The organism is Mycobacterium sp. SMC-11 (assembly GCF_046250095.1).
GTDB classification, from domain to species: Bacteria; Actinomycetota; Actinomycetes; order Mycobacteriales; family Mycobacteriaceae; genus Mycobacterium; species Mycobacterium heraklionense_A.
In genome coordinates this window covers 4,666,032-4,681,943 of the sequence record NZ_CP176430.1, presented here as the reverse complement: position 1 = coordinate 4,681,943, position 15,912 = coordinate 4,666,032, and the positions used below count along the sequence as shown (strand labels likewise).

At 68.6% G+C, this 15,912-nt stretch carries 18 protein-coding genes; 5 read left to right on the top strand and 13 right to left on the bottom strand.

Annotated elements, in window-relative coordinates; translation table 11 throughout:
* Positions 1-66: 66 nt before the first annotated feature.
* The 8 genes from ACKY0X_RS21800 to ACKY0X_RS21765 all read right to left on the bottom strand — a co-directional run bounded on the left by ACKY0X_RS21800 (position 67) and on the right by ACKY0X_RS21765 (position 5,461).
* A complete protein-coding gene (locus ACKY0X_RS21800) occupies positions 67-555 on the bottom strand; it encodes a copper resistance protein CopC (RefSeq protein WP_409429737.1) in 489 nt (162 codons plus the stop codon).
* A gap of 44 nt (positions 556-599) precedes the next feature.
* Positions 600-1,277 carry a YcnI family protein gene (locus tag ACKY0X_RS21795; RefSeq protein WP_409427680.1) on the bottom strand — a complete coding sequence of 226 codons (678 nt, stop codon included), beginning with the start codon at positions 1,275-1,277 and terminating at the stop codon, positions 600-602.
* Positions 1,274-1,933, bottom strand: a complete 660-nt coding sequence (locus ACKY0X_RS21790; protein WP_409427679.1) for a DUF6474 family protein — start codon at positions 1,931-1,933, stop codon at positions 1,274-1,276. The genes ACKY0X_RS21795 and ACKY0X_RS21790 overlap by 4 nt, the downstream gene beginning before the upstream one ends.
* A 64-nt stretch (positions 1,934-1,997) precedes the next feature.
* Positions 1,998-2,396: a helix-turn-helix transcriptional regulator gene (locus ACKY0X_RS21785; RefSeq protein WP_065042198.1), complete on the bottom strand. Its 399-nt coding sequence runs from the start codon at positions 2,394-2,396 to the stop codon at positions 1,998-2,000.
* A gap of 341 nt (positions 2,397-2,737) precedes the next feature.
* Positions 2,738-3,427: a TMEM165/GDT1 family protein gene (locus ACKY0X_RS21780; protein ID WP_409427678.1), complete on the bottom strand. Its 690-nt coding sequence runs from the start codon at positions 3,425-3,427 to the stop codon at positions 2,738-2,740.
* Positions 3,428-3,630: 203 nt separating this feature from the next.
* Complete coding sequence (locus ACKY0X_RS21775; protein WP_065042196.1) at positions 3,631-4,167, bottom strand: peptidase; 537 nt, start codon at positions 4,165-4,167, stop codon at positions 3,631-3,633.
* A gap of 309 nt (positions 4,168-4,476) precedes the next feature.
* Positions 4,477-5,097, bottom strand: coding sequence for a superoxide dismutase (locus tag ACKY0X_RS21770; protein ID WP_046282829.1), 621 nt, complete (start codon positions 5,095-5,097; stop codon positions 4,477-4,479).
* A gap of 205 nt (positions 5,098-5,302) precedes the next feature.
* On the bottom strand, positions 5,303-5,461 hold the full coding sequence (locus ACKY0X_RS21765; protein ID WP_165607708.1) for a hypothetical protein: 159 nt from the start codon (positions 5,459-5,461) through the stop codon (positions 5,303-5,305).
* Between the two features lie 504 nt (positions 5,462-5,965).
* Between ACKY0X_RS21765 and ACKY0X_RS21760 the strand changes: the two genes are divergently transcribed.
* A complete protein-coding gene (locus ACKY0X_RS21760) occupies positions 5,966-7,042 on the top strand; it encodes a DUF4328 domain-containing protein (RefSeq protein WP_409427677.1) in 1,077 nt (358 codons plus the stop codon).
* Between the two features lie 4 nt (positions 7,043-7,046).
* Entirely contained in the window at positions 7,047-7,862 is an 816-nt protein-coding gene (locus tag ACKY0X_RS21755) for a glycerophosphodiester phosphodiesterase (protein ID WP_409427676.1), read from the top strand.
* Between the two features lie 16 nt (positions 7,863-7,878).
* On the opposite strand, the gene ACKY0X_RS21750 is transcribed toward ACKY0X_RS21755, so the two are convergent.
* Positions 7,879-8,415 carry a ferritin gene (locus ACKY0X_RS21750; RefSeq protein WP_409427675.1) on the bottom strand — a complete coding sequence of 179 codons (537 nt, stop codon included), beginning with the start codon at positions 8,413-8,415 and terminating at the stop codon, positions 7,879-7,881.
* Positions 8,416-8,541: 126 nt separating this feature from the next.
* A complete protein-coding gene (locus ACKY0X_RS21745; protein ID WP_409427674.1) occupies positions 8,542-9,756 on the bottom strand; it encodes an LCP family protein in 1,215 nt (404 codons plus the stop codon).
* A gap of 299 nt (positions 9,757-10,055) precedes the next feature.
* On the opposite strand from ACKY0X_RS21745, the gene ACKY0X_RS21740 reads away from it, so the two are divergent.
* Positions 10,056-12,335, top strand: a complete 2,280-nt coding sequence (locus tag ACKY0X_RS21740; RefSeq protein ID WP_409427673.1) for a cellulase family glycosylhydrolase — start codon at positions 10,056-10,058, stop codon at positions 12,333-12,335.
* Positions 12,336-12,357: 22 nt separating this feature from the next.
* On the opposite strand, the gene ACKY0X_RS21735 is transcribed toward ACKY0X_RS21740, so the two are convergent.
* Positions 12,358-13,110, bottom strand: a complete 753-nt coding sequence (locus ACKY0X_RS21735; RefSeq protein ID WP_409427672.1) for a CPBP family intramembrane glutamic endopeptidase — start codon at positions 13,108-13,110, stop codon at positions 12,358-12,360.
* Positions 13,111-13,158: 48 nt separating this feature from the next.
* On the bottom strand, positions 13,159-13,998 hold the full coding sequence (locus ACKY0X_RS21730; protein WP_409427671.1) for a DUF2470 domain-containing protein: 840 nt from the start codon (positions 13,996-13,998) through the stop codon (positions 13,159-13,161).
* A gap of 132 nt (positions 13,999-14,130) precedes the next feature.
* On the opposite strand from ACKY0X_RS21730, the gene pheA reads away from it, so the two are divergent.
* Together pheA and ACKY0X_RS21720 are read left to right on the top strand one after the other, a co-directional pair.
* A complete protein-coding gene (gene pheA / locus ACKY0X_RS21725) occupies positions 14,131-14,997 on the top strand; it encodes a prephenate dehydratase (protein ID WP_409427670.1) in 867 nt (288 codons plus the stop codon).
* Positions 14,994-15,683, top strand: a complete 690-nt coding sequence (locus ACKY0X_RS21720) for a histidine phosphatase family protein (RefSeq protein ID WP_409427669.1) — start codon at positions 14,994-14,996, stop codon at positions 15,681-15,683. The genes pheA and ACKY0X_RS21720 overlap by 4 nt, the downstream gene beginning before the upstream one ends.
* Positions 15,684-15,686: 3 nt before the next feature.
* Here ACKY0X_RS21720 and ACKY0X_RS21715 read toward each other — a convergent pair whose 3' ends face one another.
* Positions 15,687-15,875 carry a hypothetical protein gene (locus ACKY0X_RS21715; RefSeq protein ID WP_409427668.1) on the bottom strand — a complete coding sequence of 63 codons (189 nt, stop codon included), beginning with the start codon at positions 15,873-15,875 and terminating at the stop codon, positions 15,687-15,689.
* Positions 15,876-15,912: the final 37 nt, after the last annotated feature.

Genomic DNA, 15,912 nt, shown 5'->3' with positions numbered 1-15,912 from the left:
AACTCGGCGTCACCGGCAACGTTCCCATCATGCCAGCATCTGCCAGCGGCGACCGCTGGCCGAAAGTCACGAGCGAGGCCGGTTGAACCACAGACCGACCCCGACGAGCACCACCGCACCGGCGACGAACGGCCAAATCGGCAGGTCACCCTGGGGGTCGGCGTAGCGGCGCGGAACGGCGGGTGCGGCGTCGGTGCGGTCGGTGACCGCGGGGCCGGGCTCGCCGGTGCCGGCCACCGTCAGCTGGAACGGCCACGAACCGGACACCACATGCCCGTCGGCGGAGGTGACCCGATAGTGGACCGTGTAGGTGCCGGTGGGCCCCAGCGGACGCACCGCGACACTGGCGACCGCGCCGTCCACCCGGGTGTCCCCGGTGGACCACAGGTGCCCGTCGGGACCCACCACTGTCATGGCGGCGAAGTCGGACTGCAGTTGCTCGTTGAAGGTGGCGCTGACGCGCTCCGGGCCGCGCGACAGTTCCGCGTCGCGTGCCGGGTCCGTCGACACCAGCACGGCGTGTGCGGCGGCCACCCCGGTGGCCGCGAACAGCATCCCCAGCAGGAACAAGCCCGCCAGCGCGCTGCGCAACGCCCGCCTCACGCGCGCCGCCTGCCCAGGGCGATCGTGGCAGCCAGAGCCGCGATCAATAGTGCGGCGCCACCGAGCAGCCGGGCCGCATTGTCGCCGTGATGCTCGCCGGCCTCGGAACCCGCCTCGGGCGCCGGGCCGGCGGACACGGCCGGCTCCGGGTGCTGGGCATGGTGTTCGGTCGCCGACGCGGGGCCGGTCCCCAGTTGCAGCGTGGGGACCGGGTGCTGCGCCTCACCGCCGCCGGGCGGGGGAGTCTCGTCCCAGCGCACCTCGGTGCCATCGGCGTACCGCTGCGCTGACGGGAAGTTCACCGTATCTGCGTCGGGCAATCGCATGGCGATCCGGAACAGTCCGAACTGGTCGGCGCCGATGCCGGCGCCGGCAGTAGCGGTCCAGGTCACCGAACGCACCGCCCCGGATTTGGGGTCGCGGTCCAGGCGTGCGGTCCAGCCGGGCTTGGTTTCCGTGCGAGCCGAGGCCACATCGGGCAACGTCACGGTGAGTTCCGTTGTGGCAGAACCGCTCGGTGACTCATTGGGAACCTCAAAAGTGACCATCGCAACCCCGCCGCGCACCGCGCCGGGGCTGCTGGCGTGCACATGCGCCCAGGCGGGCGTAGCGCCGGCGACGGACGCTGCGGTGATCACCGCGGCCAGTGCCAGGGCGCGCATCCGGGCGCTCATGACGGCAGCCCCAGCCGAGCCATCAGATCGGCGTCGATCCCATCGAGCTGGTCGCTGATCGAGGCGGAGGCCACGCGGCGACGATCTCCCGGCATGGTCTCGATGGCAGTCACCGCCGTCGACAGGTCCGACAACCGATCGGTGATCGCCGCGACGAACTGCCTGGTTTCGGAGTCCTTGGGCTTGCGGTCTTGCACCAGGCGCAGGGTCTTCTCTGCCCCGGCGATTCGCGCCGAGAGCCGGGCGCCATTTCCGGAGAACTCGCCCACGCGGGCCAGCGGCACCCCGAGCCGGGCTGCGCGCTGCTCGTCGATCAGGCCGCGCACGGCCATCGCGGCCCGGTACACCAGCGGCACAACGACCGGCGCCAGCATTCTGGTGACCACCAGCGTGCGGCGGACGCGGGCGGGCGAAAGGAGCCGGCCGTCGCGGGCGGCTTTGAGCTGGCTCTCGGCGGCCTTGCGTGCGGTGCGGTCGCGGTTGCGATCCGACTTGATCTGAGCCTTCAGTGCACGGGCGTCCGCGCGCTGGCTGGCTCTGAAGCGTTTCGCCTCACCCTTGGCGGCCAATCGCGCCTCGAGCTTGGCGCCGGCCTTCAGCGCCCGTGCTTCGGCACGCCGGGTCGCGCGGCTCTTGCGTTTTCTGAACAGGCCCATCGCGGCCGCCTCCCCGGTGTCTCGCTGGAACCGATCAAGCCACCCTAATCGCGGCGCCGACGCCTCAGGCGCTGAGGTGCTCCTTGCGACGAAGCTCGTCGATGCGGGCCAGGACGTCCTCCTGGGCCTCCGGCGAGAGCCCCACAGCTTGGGTCGCGATGCGCCGTACTCCGGCGTCGCGGACGCTGTCCAGCCATGACAACTCGGCGTCGAGCTTGGCGTAGTAGTCGTCGTCGGTGAAGAACGCCGGCTTGATCCGGAAGAAGTTGGCCAGCGCGGCCATGGTGGCGGTGGACGGGTTCGTCCGATTTCCCGAGCGCAACTGGGAAAGGTAGGGGGCCGACATCGTGACGCCCTCCGCTTTGAGTGCCGCAATTACCTCGGCGGACGTATGCGGTCCGCGGCCGGGTGGATAGACCACATCGAAAAGGCGATTCAAGCGGACAGCGAACGTCGCGCTCATCGATAGGACCTCCAGGGGGTAGGCAGGCGGCCGACAGGCGCTCCGCGAGGGGGAAGCGGTAGCGCCTGATGATTTGCTGATCATCGTAGCGATAGTTACCGACACAACCAAGGGTGTTTCCGTAGCGAGTTCGATCTTGAAGCACGAGATTGGGCTTGGTGCAGTTCATTCGGCTCTCCGTAGAGATCGCTGTGGCCCGATTTTCGTGTCGTACCAAGCACAATTGCGTCGACAGTGACGAACGTGGAGATCCACCAACGCCGGCCCGTTGGTCCTCGCTGCTGGAAGCCACTCCGGCGAAGTGAAGTTTCCACCGTGTGTTGGGCTGTCGGCGGGATTTGCTACCGAGTGGTGGAATCGTCTCCGGCGGTCTGTCCGGAACAGCGGAGCGAAGCCCGCCAAAGCGCTGACCCCAATGCCACCGAGACCAATCCCGCAACCGAGGCGATGGCCACCGGTCGCCAGCCCAGCGCCTCATCGAAGAGAATCCACAAGCCGCACGCAAGGAAGAGCAGTCCGGCCGCGGCGTGGAGCAAGTGTTCGGGCAGTCGCCGGTGCAACACCGTCCCGACCGCGATCGCGACAGCGTCGGCGAGCACCATTCCGATCGTCGCGCCCAGCCACACGCCCAGCCAGTTGCGGTCACTGGCCAGCGCAACCGTCGCCAACATCGTCTTGTCCCCGAGCTCGGCCAACAGCACCGAGGACACCACCGCGAACAGTACGAATCGAGGCTCGCGGACGGCGGTTTCCCCAGGTGCGGCGTTGGTTCCCTCGCGCCACGTCCACGCCGCGAAACCGATGAAGGCAACACCGGCGACGGCGGCGATCGGACGGGCGGGCAATGTCAGCCCGAGAAAGTGCCCCACCGTCACCGAGATGCCGTGGATGGCGAAAGCCGCGATGGCCACTCCGCTGAGAACCACCCACCAGCGGTGCCGCAGCGCGTACGTCATGGTGATCAGTTGCGACTTGTCGCCGAGCTCGGCGAGGAAGACCACGCCCAGGCTGATCAGCATGGCGGCAAGCATGCGGGGACGCCCTTTCGTCAGCTGCCGAGGCTAATGACTCCGCAGCCCGGCCGCCAGCCGACAGGGAATTTCGGCGGGCCGAACTCGGCGGTTCGGCAAGGGTCGCCGGAGTTGGCCCCGGGGGCCGGCGGAGGCGAGGCGAAGCCGGGACTGCCGAATCAACCCCGACGATCCGGCGACGGGACAATTCGGCGCGAATTGCTTTATGCGGCAAGCAGCATGGCCAGCACCGCGGTATCGGGGTGGCTGACCGGGTCAACGCCGACCCGGCTCACCATCGAGGTGACGGTGCCGTCGGATTCGGCTTCGACCCAGGCCGCGCGATGCTCCAGGCCCAGGTAGGGCAGGCCGGGCAGCAAAATGCATCCCGATGCCGCGCCGCGGCATTCGGGCAGTGAGGGAATGGTCTCCGACGGCGGATGCAGCATCAGCAGCGCGGAGGGTTGGCGGCCAGCGAAGTACCCCGGGGCGATCGCCGATTCGCCGGCGACAGTGCCCTCGGCCAGTAACAATCCGACGGTGCCCGGACCGGGATTGTCGGGCAGTTCCTCGTGAGTGCCGAACACCGTTGTGGTGGGCAGCAATCCGGGCATCGACGCGACTCGGACGGTGATGCTGAGCAGTTGTGCCCATTCCTTGGTCGAATCCGGCCAGCGGCCGAAAACTACGAATCCGCGGAGCTCGCCGCGGGAGTGAAACGGGGCGACTTCGATCGCCCGGCCGGAACCTGTCGTCTCCATCGCGCACCCTCCGCGACCTTTTGGCTTGTTGGCTGATTCGCCTGCTCGCATTTCAGCGGGTGGGTTCTTTGGCAGCATGCGGCACCCGCCAAGCGGATTCAAGGTGACACGGCGAGGCAGTGGATAACGATACGGTGAAAAAACCCGGCGGTTTAGCGAGGCTCGACGGAGGAGAGGCGAAGCTGGAATCGCCGTATAACCCGGCGGTTTAGCGAGGCTCGACGGAGGAGAGGCGAAGCTGGAATCGCCGTATAAAACAGTGGGGCGCCACGCCAACGGCGCGACGCCCCACCCATGCCGGCGGTCCGGCTAGAAGATCAGCCCCGAAGTCTTCGAGGTGGCGGCCGCGAAACGCGACTGCACGTCGGCCCAGTTGACCACGTTCCAGAACGCCTTGACGTAGTCGGCCTTGACGTTCTTGTACTGCAGGTAGAAAGCGTGCTCCCACATGTCGACCTGCAGCAGCGGGATGATGCCTAGCGGCACGTTGGCCTGCTGGTCGTAGAGCTGGAAGGTCAGCAGCTTCCCGCCCAGGGTGTCGTAGCCGAGCACCGCCCAGCCCGAGCCCTGCAGGCCGTTGGCGGCCGCGGTGAACTGCGCACGGAACTTGTCGAACGATCCGAACGCGTCGTCGATGGCGGCGGCCAGTTCGCCCGTCGGCTTGTCACCACCGTTGGGGGACAAGTTCTTCCACCAGATCGAGTGGTTGACGTGACCGCCGAGGTGGAACGCCAGGTTCTTCTCGTTCAAGAAGATCGCGCCGTGGTCGTCGTTGGCCCGAGCCTCCGCGAGCTTCTCCAGTGCGGAGTTGGCGCCGGAGACGTAGGCGGCGTGGTGCTTGCTGTGGTGCAGTTCGTTGATCTGGCCCGAGATGTGCGGCTCAAGGGCTCCGTAATCCCAGTCCAAGTCCGGCAAGGTGTAGTCGGCCACGGGGTTCCTTCCTTCGGTACTGATCCGGTGTCAATCACCGTTGATCATTGTCGACAGGCGTTGACGGTCTAGCGGCACCCCACTTCACCGCGGTCGCGGTGTGATGGGGCCACCGTCACCCACATTGCTCCAACACCCGGTGTACCGCAACAAACAGGTGGAGCTGACGCGCCACGTCAGCCGATCGCAATACTCAGGCTGAGGTTCAGGTCAGGACGAGCACAACCAGGAAAGACAGCAGCACGAGGGCGATCACTCCGGCGCGCAGCGACGCCAGCAGATAGGCCCGCTTGTAGGTGGATGATCCCGCATGCCAGCCCGACGCCGCTGCGACGGGACCGGGTCCGATCGGCCGTGCCGTCATCTGTGCTGCCCCCAACCTCACCGTGCGCCCACCCCCGTGAGGCGCATCACATCTGTTCTGTGACGGCGATCATAGCGCTTTGTCCGTCCAGTGGAAAAATTCACCTGGATAACCCGACTTACCTGCACTGATGCGTTCCGGGTCCTCCTGGTCGTCAAATGCGGGCGGCAGGCGGCTGCTTAGCCGATCAAGCGATTTCGCTCGACGCTGTTAGTCGGTTCGCTTCGACGACGCTGCGTTATCCACAACCGATGCGTCTGTCGGCATGTAAGAAGCACATCACGCCCCTGCGGCTGTCGGTCGGTGTGTGGATAAACCTGTGGAAACTGTGGATAGCCGGTGGTAGCTGCCGAGTCGCGACCGGGCCGCACGGGGTGTCTGCGGCGCCGATTACCGATGGCTTTGGCCGCGACCCCGCCGACCTTGCGGTCTCCGCGGTGTTGATGGCGTCGACGCGGCTGCGGTCGGCTTCGCCGACCTTGCGGTCGCCGCTAGGCTGGTGCGGTGATCCAGGTGTGTTCTCGCTGCAAGACGCGGTGGAACGTGCGTGACCAGCAGCGGGCCTGGTGCCCACGCTGCAACGGTGCGCTGTGGGCGCCGCTGACACCCGAGCAAGAAGCCGAGTTGCAGTGGACCCAACCCGGGCCCCCCGCACCGCCGGCAGCACCCGGGCAGGCGCCGCCGCGGCCGGGGCCCGGCTACCGCTGGATCGCGGTGCGGCCCGGTCCGCCGCCTCCGCAGTCGCCGGCACGGCGCCCGCTGGGACCCACCCCACGTTATTCGGTGATGCCCCGCTGGACGCTGATGGGCGGGCCGATTCATGCTGCGGCACAGTCGAAACCGGGGGAGCGGCAGGCGCCTACCGCGCGCTCGCTGGAGAAGACGCTCGCTGCCGCGGTCGCCGCGCTGAGCGTCGCGGCCCTGGTGCACGCCCTGATCTATGTGCTGATGATCATCAATCGCACCATGCTCTTGAATCCCCTGATCGCCGGTGGCGCGGTGTGGCTGGGACGGCTGGCCGGACTGGCCGCGATCGCCGCAGTCGTCAGCTGTGCCGTGGTGCTGACCAGGTGGCTGCTCGCCCGGCGTTCGGCGGCCTTTGCCCGGTTGCACCTGCCCGATTCTCGCCCGGCCTGGGCGGTGTGGGCCGGTTGCCTGGTGCCGGTGGTCAACCTGGCCTGGGCGCCGGTGTTTGTCATGGAGCTGGCCAAGCGTGAGGACCGGCTGGACCGGCTGCGCAAACCCATCGTGGTGTGGTGGGTCGTGTGGGCCGCCAGCACGGCCGTCGCGATCTTCGCTACCGCCACTAGCTGGGCCGACGGAGCCCAGGGCATTGCCAACAACATGGTGGCGACCGTGGTGGCGTACCTCTTCGGGCTGGCAGCCGTGGTGACGGCGGCTCGGGTGGTCGAGGGATTCGAGCGGCGATCGATGGGCCGGCCCGCCCACCACTGGGTAGTGGTGGCCGATGGGCGCGATACCGCCGCTGCACCGCCGGCTCCGGCCGCGGCGCCGAAGCCGGAAGAAGATGCGGCCCCGGCCCCGGCTCTTGAGTCCGACGGACGGGAACCGGCAGCATAGGCCCATGACCCCGGCCGGCGATGTCGTCTCGGAACACCCGTTCGTGGTCGCACACCGGGGTGCGTCGATCGATCGCCCGGAACACACCCTGGCCGCCTACGACTTGGCGCTGCAAGAGGGGGCGGATGGCGTCGAGTGCGATGTGCGGCTGACCAGTGACGGCCACCTGGTCTGCGTGCACGACCGCCGGGTGGATCGGACCTCCAGCGGGGCCGGGGTGGTCAGCGAGATGACGCTGTCGCAGCTGCAGCGCCTGGACTACGGCGCGTGGCACCGTAACGGGCAAACCGGCTCAGCGGACGGTGCCGATATCGGCGACACCGGTCTGCTCACCCTCGACGCACTGGTTGCGCTGGTTCTGGACTGGCACCGGCCGGTGAAGATCTTCATCGAGACCAAGCATCCGGTGCGATATGGCTCGATGGTTGAGCGTGAGGTGCTCGCGTTGCTGCATCGATTCGGGCTCGCCGCGCCGGCGTCGGCCTCGCGGTCGCGTGCGGTGGTCATGTCGTTCTCGGCGGCTGCGGTGTGGCGGATTCGCCGGGCCGCCCCCCTGCTGCCGACGGTTCTGCTCGGGTCAGGCGCGCGCTATCTGGGTGGCGGTGCGGCGACGACGGTCGGTGCTACGGCGATCGGTCCGTCGATCGAGACGCTGCGGGAGCATCCCGAGTTGGTGGACCAGGCCGCCGCACGGGGGCGCGCGCTGTATTGCTGGACCGTCGACCGCCATGAAGACGTCGACTTCTGTAGGGATGTCGGGGTCGCGTGGATTGCGACAAATCAGCCCGCCCGAACCAAGGCGCGGTTGCGGGCGGGCTGATCGGCGGGCGAGGGGTTTACCCGCCGGCGATACGCGGGGCGCCGGCTTCTTGGCCGACCGTGACCTCGCGTGCGAGGAAGGTCTCCAACTCGAACAGGTTGTGCCCGGCGCGGTCGGCGACCCGCAGCAGCCGGGTCATCACGGCGACCTCCTCGACCTGTTCGCGCAGGAACCACTGCATGAACTGCTCGCCGAGGTAGTCGCCCTCGTCGCGCGCGGCGCTGGCGAGCCGGCTGATCTGCTCGGTGACGGTCCGCTCCTGCTCCAGTGTCAGCGCCAGTGCATCCCGCGGGGCGTCGAAGTGGTTGCGCACCGCGTCGACGCCGGGAATCTCGACGCGGATGTCCCGGTCGAGCAGGTACTGCACCAGCATCATCGCGTGGTTACGTTCCTCGACGGCCTGGGCGTAAAAGAATTTAGCCAATTGAGGCAAATCCTCGCCGTCGAAATAAACCGCGACCGCGACATATTGCTGTGCCGCGGTAAATTCGTGATAGATCTGCTCTTGAAGCAGTGCGTGGAATTTCGTCTTGTGGCTGTCGTTGTCGATCATGAACGCGATGCTACCCCTGGTCAGAGTGGGTTTGCATCCAAGGCGAGGCTTACTCAGGTCAGCATTGCCTAAGTAAAGATAGGGTAGGCTGAAATTGCGCAATCGCGGGTGATAATTAGGTTCGACTCAATTGTCGGCGCTCGATGGGGGCGGTGTATCTCGGCGCAATGCCTCGAATAGCTGGGTGGCCTCTGCGTGGTTCCAGACCACCGCGTCGCCGACGTTGGTCCGGAGGAACTCACCGATCGGCACGGTCAGCGTGGTGGTGGTGCCATGCAGCGCCCAGCCCAGGGCCGCCAGGTCGATGACGCCGGAGCTGTCGTCCAGGGTCACCGCGTGTGCGGCAGCGTGGGGCACGGTGTACCAGCGCAGCGGATTGAGCCAGACGGCCGGATCGGCGATGCGGGCCAGCAACGCCGACAGGAACAACCGCTGGTGGGCCATCCGGTCCAGATCGGCGCGCGGCGTGGCCCGACTACGCACGTAGCCGAGCGCGGCCGCGCCGGAGAGCTGCTGGCAGCCGGCCGGCAGATTCAGCCCGGCTAGCGGGTCGTCGATCGGTTCGTCCGGGCACAAGATGACGCCGCCGAGGGCGTCGACGAGCGAGGCGAACCCGCCGAATCCGATCTCCAAGTAGTGGTCCAGCCGCAGGCCGGTGGCCTGTTCCACCGTCCGGGTCAGAAGGGGAGCCCCGCCGAGGGTGTACGCGGCGTTGATCTTCTCGTGGCCGTAGCCGGGGACGGGCACATAGGAGTCGCGTGGGATCGACACCACGGTTGCCGGGGAGTCCGAGCCCGGACCCGGCAGGTGGATGAGCAGCAGGGTGTCGGTGCGCCCATTGCCGACGTCCCCGCCGGTGCTCAGGTGCTGCTGCTGCTCCTCGTTGAGATCGGCGCGGCTGTCCGAGCCGACTAGCAGCCACGTCGTCCCGCGGCCTGGCGTCGGACGGTCGGCGTAACCGGCGAACGCCGCGGTCCGCTGCAGCGCGGTGTCGAGCCAGGCCGCAGCGCCGACCAGGGACGCGGTGGCGAGCAAGGTCAGCAGCGCAGCGAGCACCAACAGGCGGCGCGGCCAAGATCGGCGTCGGCGCGAACCGGGAGGCCGCGGCGTGTGGGGACGTGCAGCGGGCGGGCGCGGTGCCGGCGGGCGTGGTACGGGTGGGGCCGCCGGGTAAACGCGGGGTTCTGCGGCACGCGGCGGGGGCTGAGTTGCCGGCCGCCCGACGGCCCGCGGCGGGGACTGAACCGGCCGGCCATGGGGGCCGCGGTACAACATCGGCGGCGGTTCACGACGCGGCGGTGGAAGGTGCCAGGGCTGGCCCGGCCCGCGATCGCCGTTCACCTGCCCAATCTACGTAGCGAAAGGCGTCGGGGCGATCTCGAAGGCCGGCCCAACTGGGCGGTGGATGCCGAACTTTCCCAGTTTGTTGCCCGATTTCCGCGGGATTCTCAGCGATTATTAGTAATCTTCCGAAGAAATCGTTATCTTGGCCACGTCATTCGCCGCCGCGATCATGGAGAGAGGTCTACCCGCAGATGACTCGTCAGTGCAGCACGAAGCGGAGCCGCCGGGTCAATGCGGCGGTCCCAGCTTCGCCTCTCCTACGTCGATCCTCGCTGAACCGCCGGGTGGGTACGGCCGTGGGGGCGTTTCTGGCGTTCGGGGTGATGCCCCTGGCGCCGGCGCCGGTCGCGTCTGCCGAGGGCTTCGAGGACGTGTTCGATCAGGTGCTGGCTCCGTTTATGGATACGACCACCGGCGGCCTGGACTGGGATGCGGTGTTCAGCCCCGCGGCCTGGGACGCGTTCGCCTCCTCGGCCAACTGGGATGGTCTGCTGGCCGGGTCGGCAGCTGCGTCGTTGAACTGGGAGAGCCTGCTCTACCCGGACATTGCGGGGATGGTCCAGAACTGGGTCTACAACCCGCTCTACACCGGTATCGACAGCTTGGTCAGTAGCTCGTTGATGGCACCGGTCGTCGACGGCTTCAACCAACTCAGTAGCGCGCTGGGCCTGGGCCTGATGATCGGCGATGGCGCGGCCGGTACGGCGGAGCATGCCGCCGGTGGTGCCGGCGGCTGGTTGTTCGGTGACGGCGGGGCCGGCTGGGACAACACCGAGACTGGCGGCGCCGGTGGAGCCGGTGGCTCGGCCGGGTTCTTCGGCAACGGCGGCGCCGGTGGTGAGGGCGGCGAGGGCGGCAGCGGTGGTAGCGGCGGCGCCGGTGGGTGGTACATGGGCGTCGGTGGCGCGGGCGGGGCCGGTGGCGACGGCGTCAACGGTGGCATCGGTGGGGCCGGTGGCGACGGGCGCGGCTGGATGCTCGGGATCGGCGGCGCCGGCGGCGACGGCGGCGACGGCACCCACCTGGGCGGCAACGGCGGTGACGGCGGCAACGGGTCGCTCTGGTTCGGCGGGGGTGGGGCCGGTGGTGACGGCGGCAACGGCGTCTACCTGGGCCAGGGTGATTTGCCTGCGCTGGGCGGAGCCGGCGGCCTCGCCGGCTCGCTGGGCACCCACGGCGCGGTGGGCCACTTCGGCGCCCTGGACGGAGCGCCGGAGAAGGCGCTGGCCGAACTCCACACGGCCGGCAAGTGGATCGTCGACCAGGACGGCCGGGTGGTCATCCTGCAGGGCGTCAACCAGGTGTACAAGTCGCCGCCGTTCACGCCGGGCGGCGACGGGTTCGGCGCCGACGACGCGGCGTTCCTGGCCGCCAACGGCTTCACCGCCGTGCGGCTGGGCCTGTACTGGGACCAGATCGAACCGCAGCCCGGGGTGTACAACTGGGCCTACCTCGAGTCGGTCAAGGAGACCATCGAGACGCTCAAGTCGCACGGCATCGTCAGCATCCTCGACATGCACCAGGACCTCTACGGTGTGGACGTCGGCGGCCATGGCGCACCGGACTGGGCGACGATGTTCAACCCCGACAGCAACGACACCACCCAGCCGTTCCCGTTCGCCTACGCGCTCAACCCGGCGCAGAACCAGGCTTGGGATGCGTTCTGGGCCAACGAGAAGGTCGACGGCATCGGCCTGCAGAACTACTACGCCCGGATGTGGCAGACGGTCGCCGACTACTTCGGCGGCACGCCCGGCGTGGCCGGCTACGAGATCATGAACGAGCCGTGGGCGGGCTCGCCCTGGTTGGCCAGCCTGCTCGGCAACCCGCACTTCGACCGCGAGACGCTGACCCCGTTCTACGACCAGGTGACTTCGGCGATCCGGTCGGTCGACCCGAACACCACGGTGTACTACGAGCCGAACGTGTTGTTCGGCAACGCAACCGCGCTCACCAACCTGCGCCCCATTGACGACGACAACGCCGTGTTCGCGTTCCACGACTACTGCATCTTCGACGCCCTGGGCGCCGGCAGTTCCGCCGGTTGCTCGCTGTGGGACGGGATGATGATGGAAGGCGCCCAGCGCTTCGTCGATCGCTACAACGTCCCGGGGGTGGTCACCGAGTTCGGTGCCACCGGCAACATCGACACCATCTCCAGTCAGCTGAACTCGATCGACCCGCACAAGTTCGGCTGGCTGTACTGGGGCTACAACGACACTGGCCGGCTGGTGTACGACCCCACCCAACCTCCGACCGGAGACAACGTCGCGGAGTCGATCGTGGCGACGCTGGCGCAGCCGTATCCGCAGGTGATCGCCGGTATCCCGAACAGCTGGTCGTTCGCCAATGGCGTTTTCTCGTTCAGCTACTCCACGGCGATGGCAGACGGCTCGGGCAGCTTCGCCGCCGGGTCGGAGACCCGGATCTCGATTCCGGATCTCCAGTTCCCGAATGGCTACCAGGTCAGCGTGACCGGGGGCCAAGTGGTCTCGGCGGACAACGCCTCGGTGCTGGTCATCGGATCCAACGCCGACGCGGGTACCGTCACGGTGACGGTGACGCGCGCGAGCTGAGGTCTGCGCGGCGCCGTCGCGATCAGCGCAGCCAGCCGAGTTTGTCGGCGAACAGCGCGTACCCGACGAACGCCACGGTGTCGATCAGGCCGTGCGCGAGGATCAACGGCCACAACCGCCCGGTGCGCTGCCAGGCGTAGCCGAACACCAGGCCCATGGCGACGTTGCCCAGCCCCGCGCCGAAGCCTTGATAGAGGTGGTAGGCGCCGCGGAGTAGCGCTGAACAGGCCAGCGCCACCCGCGGCGATACCCGCAGCTGCCGCAGCCGGGTCAGCAGGTAGCCGACCACGATCACTTCCTCGGCGAACCCGTTGGCGAACGCGATCACGATCAGCATCGGAGCGCGCCACCAGGTGTCGTTGATCGCGGCGGGGATGACGTCGGCGTTGAGTCCCAGGGTTCGCGCCAGCAGGTACAGGCCCAGGCCAGGCAGCCCGATCAGGCCGGCCAGGCCGAGCGCGCCGGCCAGGTCGGCGCGGCGGGGTCGCCCGTTCAGTCCGATGCGGGCGGGTCCGAATCCGCTGCGCCACAGCAGGTACAACGCCAGTGCGCCCCAGGCGATCAGCTGCACCGCCCAGGCGGCGTTGAGGCCGAGGTCGATCACGTCGAAGTAAGACCGGCGAGGGTTAAGTGCGATCCGCTGCGCGCTGAGGTCGCGCAGCACCGCGTCGGCGAGCTGCAGAATCGCGGTGACGGCGCTCAGTCCATAGGTGACCGCCAGAACCAGGACGATCTCCAGGCGCAGCGCGTGTCGCGGGGTCTGGCGCTCGGTCACCTCGCCACGGTAGCGGCTGGGCTGATGGCGACGATCTGCTTCGGCCGGCTACTGCTCCTGGCGCCGGGCCTGCAGCCCGTTGAGAAATGGGCAGCCCATCAGTGCGCGTACCGCCCGGTTCAGGCTCATTACGTCCTCGACCGGCCGCGGGAAGCTCAGTCGCACGTCGCGGTCACCGTCGGGTGCCTCCACCCGCAACCACATGCCGTAGCGATCCACGGCAAGCGGGCGAGCCTGGCCGCGGCGCAGCTGCGGCGGCAACTTGGCGGCGGCGAGCCGGGCGACCATGTCGGGGTGCGCCGAGTCGAGGTGCTGCAGCCAGTGCGCCTCGATCGCGCAGAACGGGTCGGGTCGGGCCGCCAGCAGCTCGTGCACGTCGACCGCTTCGGCTCCGGTGGCGTCGGCCAGCACCGCCGATTCGGGCGTTAGCCGCAGCAGCGCGTAGTCGACGTCGGCATCGCTGCCCTCCGGCGCATCCACATCGCGGGAGTGCGACGCCGAGTGCGGCGAGACGACCTGGAGCAGAGCAGGGTTGGGGTCCACCGCCGCGATCCGGTCCAGAAGTATCGGGATCTCGCGGTCGGGCACCGGGCGCAACAGGCCCCGGATCCACGCCAGCGCACGCACGCGTTCGCGCAGCCGCAACGGCGCGTGATCGGTCAGCTCGAGCATCGCCTGCACTCCGGAGTCGGCCGCGGCCAGCGTGACCGGGTCCTCGACCGGGACCGCGACCACCAGAGATCCGTCCCGCAGCAGGTGGCAGACCGGGACGTTGACCGGGGCGGCGTCGGTGGCGTCGGCGATCGCCAAGAGGGCCTGACCGCGGATGCAGGCGCTGCGAATCCGCTCGGCGGACGTCGGGACGGTTGCTGCTGTAGTCGTGGCCATCGATCACCTTTCGAAGTGAGGTAAGCCTAACTTAATTAATGACTCGGGTGGGCGCAACAGGAATTGCGGAATGACCTCACGCCCGCGCCGCCGGTGAGCGCGCCGACGGGCCACGGCCGATAGGGTTGTCCGGTGACCCGCATCAGCTATCTCGGCCCGGCGGGGACCTTCACCGAAGCGGCGCTGCTCGCGTTGAACGGCGCCGGACGGGTTCCCGGCGCCGACCTTCAACCGGTGCCGGCCGAGAGCACACCGGCCGCCCTCGAGGCGGTGCGCTCCGGAGCCACCGACTACGCGTGTGTGCCGATCGAGAACTCGATCGAGGGCGGGGTGACGCCCACTCTGGACGGCCTCGCGGTCGGGCCGCCGCTGCAGATATTCGCCGAAACCGCCCTGGACGTCTTGTTCTCGATCGTCGTCGCGCCGGGGCGCGGTGAGGCGGACATTCGCACTGTGGCCGCCCATCCGGTGGCGGGCGCCCAGGTGCGGCGCTGGCTGGCCGAGCACCTGCCCGGGGCCCACACCGTGCCGGCCAACTCCAATGCCGCTGCGGCGCAGCAGGTCTACGACGGTGAGGTGGACGCCGGCGTGAGCACCGCGCTGGCTGCCCAGCAGCGCGGGTTGGTGACGCTGGCCGAGGGCGTCATCGACGAACCCAATGCCCGCACGCGCTTCGTGCTGGTGGGTGCCCCGGCGTCACCGCCGGCGCGCACCGGCGCCGACCGGACGTCGGTGGTGCTGCGCCTCGACAACGCGCCGGGAGCCCTGGCGGCAGCACTGGCCGAGTTCGGAAGTCGCAGTATCGATCTGACTCGCATCGAGTCGCGCCCGACCCGCACCGAGTTGGGCACATATCTGTTCTTCCTGGACTGCGTCGGACACATCGACGACGAAGCCGTCGCCGAGGCACTGCAGGCCCTGCGCCGCAGCTGCGCCGACGTCCGTTACCTGGGCTCCTGGCCGATCGAGCCCGTAGGTCGATGCGGGGTGGTGTCATGAGCGGGCGGCTGGTACTGCTGCGCCACGGCCAGTCCTACGGCAACGTCGACCGTCGACTCGACACCCGGCCGCCGGGATCGGAACTGACCCCGCTGGGCCGCGACCAAGCCAGGGCTTTCGCCGCCGAAGGCATCCACCGTCCAATGCTGGTCGCCCATTCGGTGGCCACCCGCGCGGTTCAGACCGCTGCCGAGATCAGCGGCCGGCTCGGCGTGACCGCCCGCACCCTGGAAGGCATTCACGAGGTGCAGGCCGGCTCGTTGGAGAACCGCAGCGACGACGACGCGATCGCCGAGTTCAACGCGATCTATCAGCGCTGGCACTCCGGCGAGCCCGGAATCGCATTGCCCGGCGGGGAATCGGCCGAGCAGGTGCTCGACCGCTACCTGCCGGTCATCACCGACCTGCGGCTGCGCTACCTCGACGACGACGACTGGACCGGAGACATCGTCGTGGTCAGTCACGGCGCGGCGATCCGGCTTGCGGCGGCGACGCTGGCGGGCGTGGACGGCAGTTTCGTGCTGGACAACCATCTGGAGAATGCCACCGCCGTGGTGCTGGCCCCGATCACCGACGGCCGATGGAGCTGTGTGCAGTGGGGCTCGCTGACGCCGCCGTTCTATCCCGAACCGCACCCGGACCCGGTCGGCGACGCGTTGCGGTCCGACACCGACCCGATGGGCTGACGGCTAGACCGCCAGCGCGTACACCTGCGCGCAGCGGCATCCGACCGCCTCGCAATCCAGGGCGAACGTGTGCGGCAGCACCTCACCGGGGCAGCCGTCCTCGGTGCACTCCACGGCCTGCTGTACGTGGTGGATGAGTGTGCCGTGGCAGTGTTCGAGCCCCGCCCGGCAGTCTCGGCAGTGTTCATCCATGGATCGTTCATAGCACCGCGCGCCGACAAGCTAGTTC

Excerpts from the sequence above, each read along its gene's own strand:
- ACKY0X_RS21775 (WP_065042196.1), bottom strand. The coding sequence starts at position 4,167 with ATGGAGACGACAGGTTCCGGCCGGGCGATCGAAGTCGCCCCGTTTCAC.
- ACKY0X_RS21800 (WP_409429737.1), bottom strand. The coding sequence starts at position 555 with ATGCTGTTCGCGGCCACCGGGGTGGCCGCCGCACACGCCGTGCTGGTG.
- ACKY0X_RS21730 (WP_409427671.1), bottom strand. The coding sequence starts at position 13,998 with ATGGCCACGACTACAGCAGCAACCGTCCCGACGTCCGCCGAGCGGATT.
- ACKY0X_RS21720 (WP_409427669.1), top strand. The coding sequence starts at position 14,994 with ATGAGCGGGCGGCTGGTACTGCTGCGCCACGGCCAGTCCTACGGCAAC.
- ACKY0X_RS21765 (WP_165607708.1), bottom strand. The coding sequence starts at position 5,461 with ATGACGGCACGGCCGATCGGACCCGGTCCCGTCGCAGCGGCGTCGGGC.
- ACKY0X_RS21785 (WP_065042198.1), bottom strand. The coding sequence starts at position 2,396 with ATGAGCGCGACGTTCGCTGTCCGCTTGAATCGCCTTTTCGATGTGGTC.
- ACKY0X_RS21790 (WP_409427679.1), bottom strand. The coding sequence starts at position 1,933 with ATGGGCCTGTTCAGAAAACGCAAGAGCCGCGCGACCCGGCGTGCCGAA.
- ACKY0X_RS21750 (WP_409427675.1), bottom strand. The coding sequence starts at position 8,415 with ATGATCGACAACGACAGCCACAAGACGAAATTCCACGCACTGCTTCAA.
- ACKY0X_RS21715 (WP_409427668.1), bottom strand. The coding sequence starts at position 15,875 with ATGGATGAACACTGCCGAGACTGCCGGGCGGGGCTCGAACACTGCCAC.
- ACKY0X_RS21755 (WP_409427676.1), top strand. The coding sequence starts at position 7,047 with ATGACCCCGGCCGGCGATGTCGTCTCGGAACACCCGTTCGTGGTCGCA.
- ACKY0X_RS21780 (WP_409427678.1), bottom strand. The coding sequence starts at position 3,427 with ATGCTTGCCGCCATGCTGATCAGCCTGGGCGTGGTCTTCCTCGCCGAG.
- ACKY0X_RS21795 (WP_409427680.1), bottom strand. The coding sequence starts at position 1,277 with ATGAGCGCCCGGATGCGCGCCCTGGCACTGGCCGCGGTGATCACCGCA.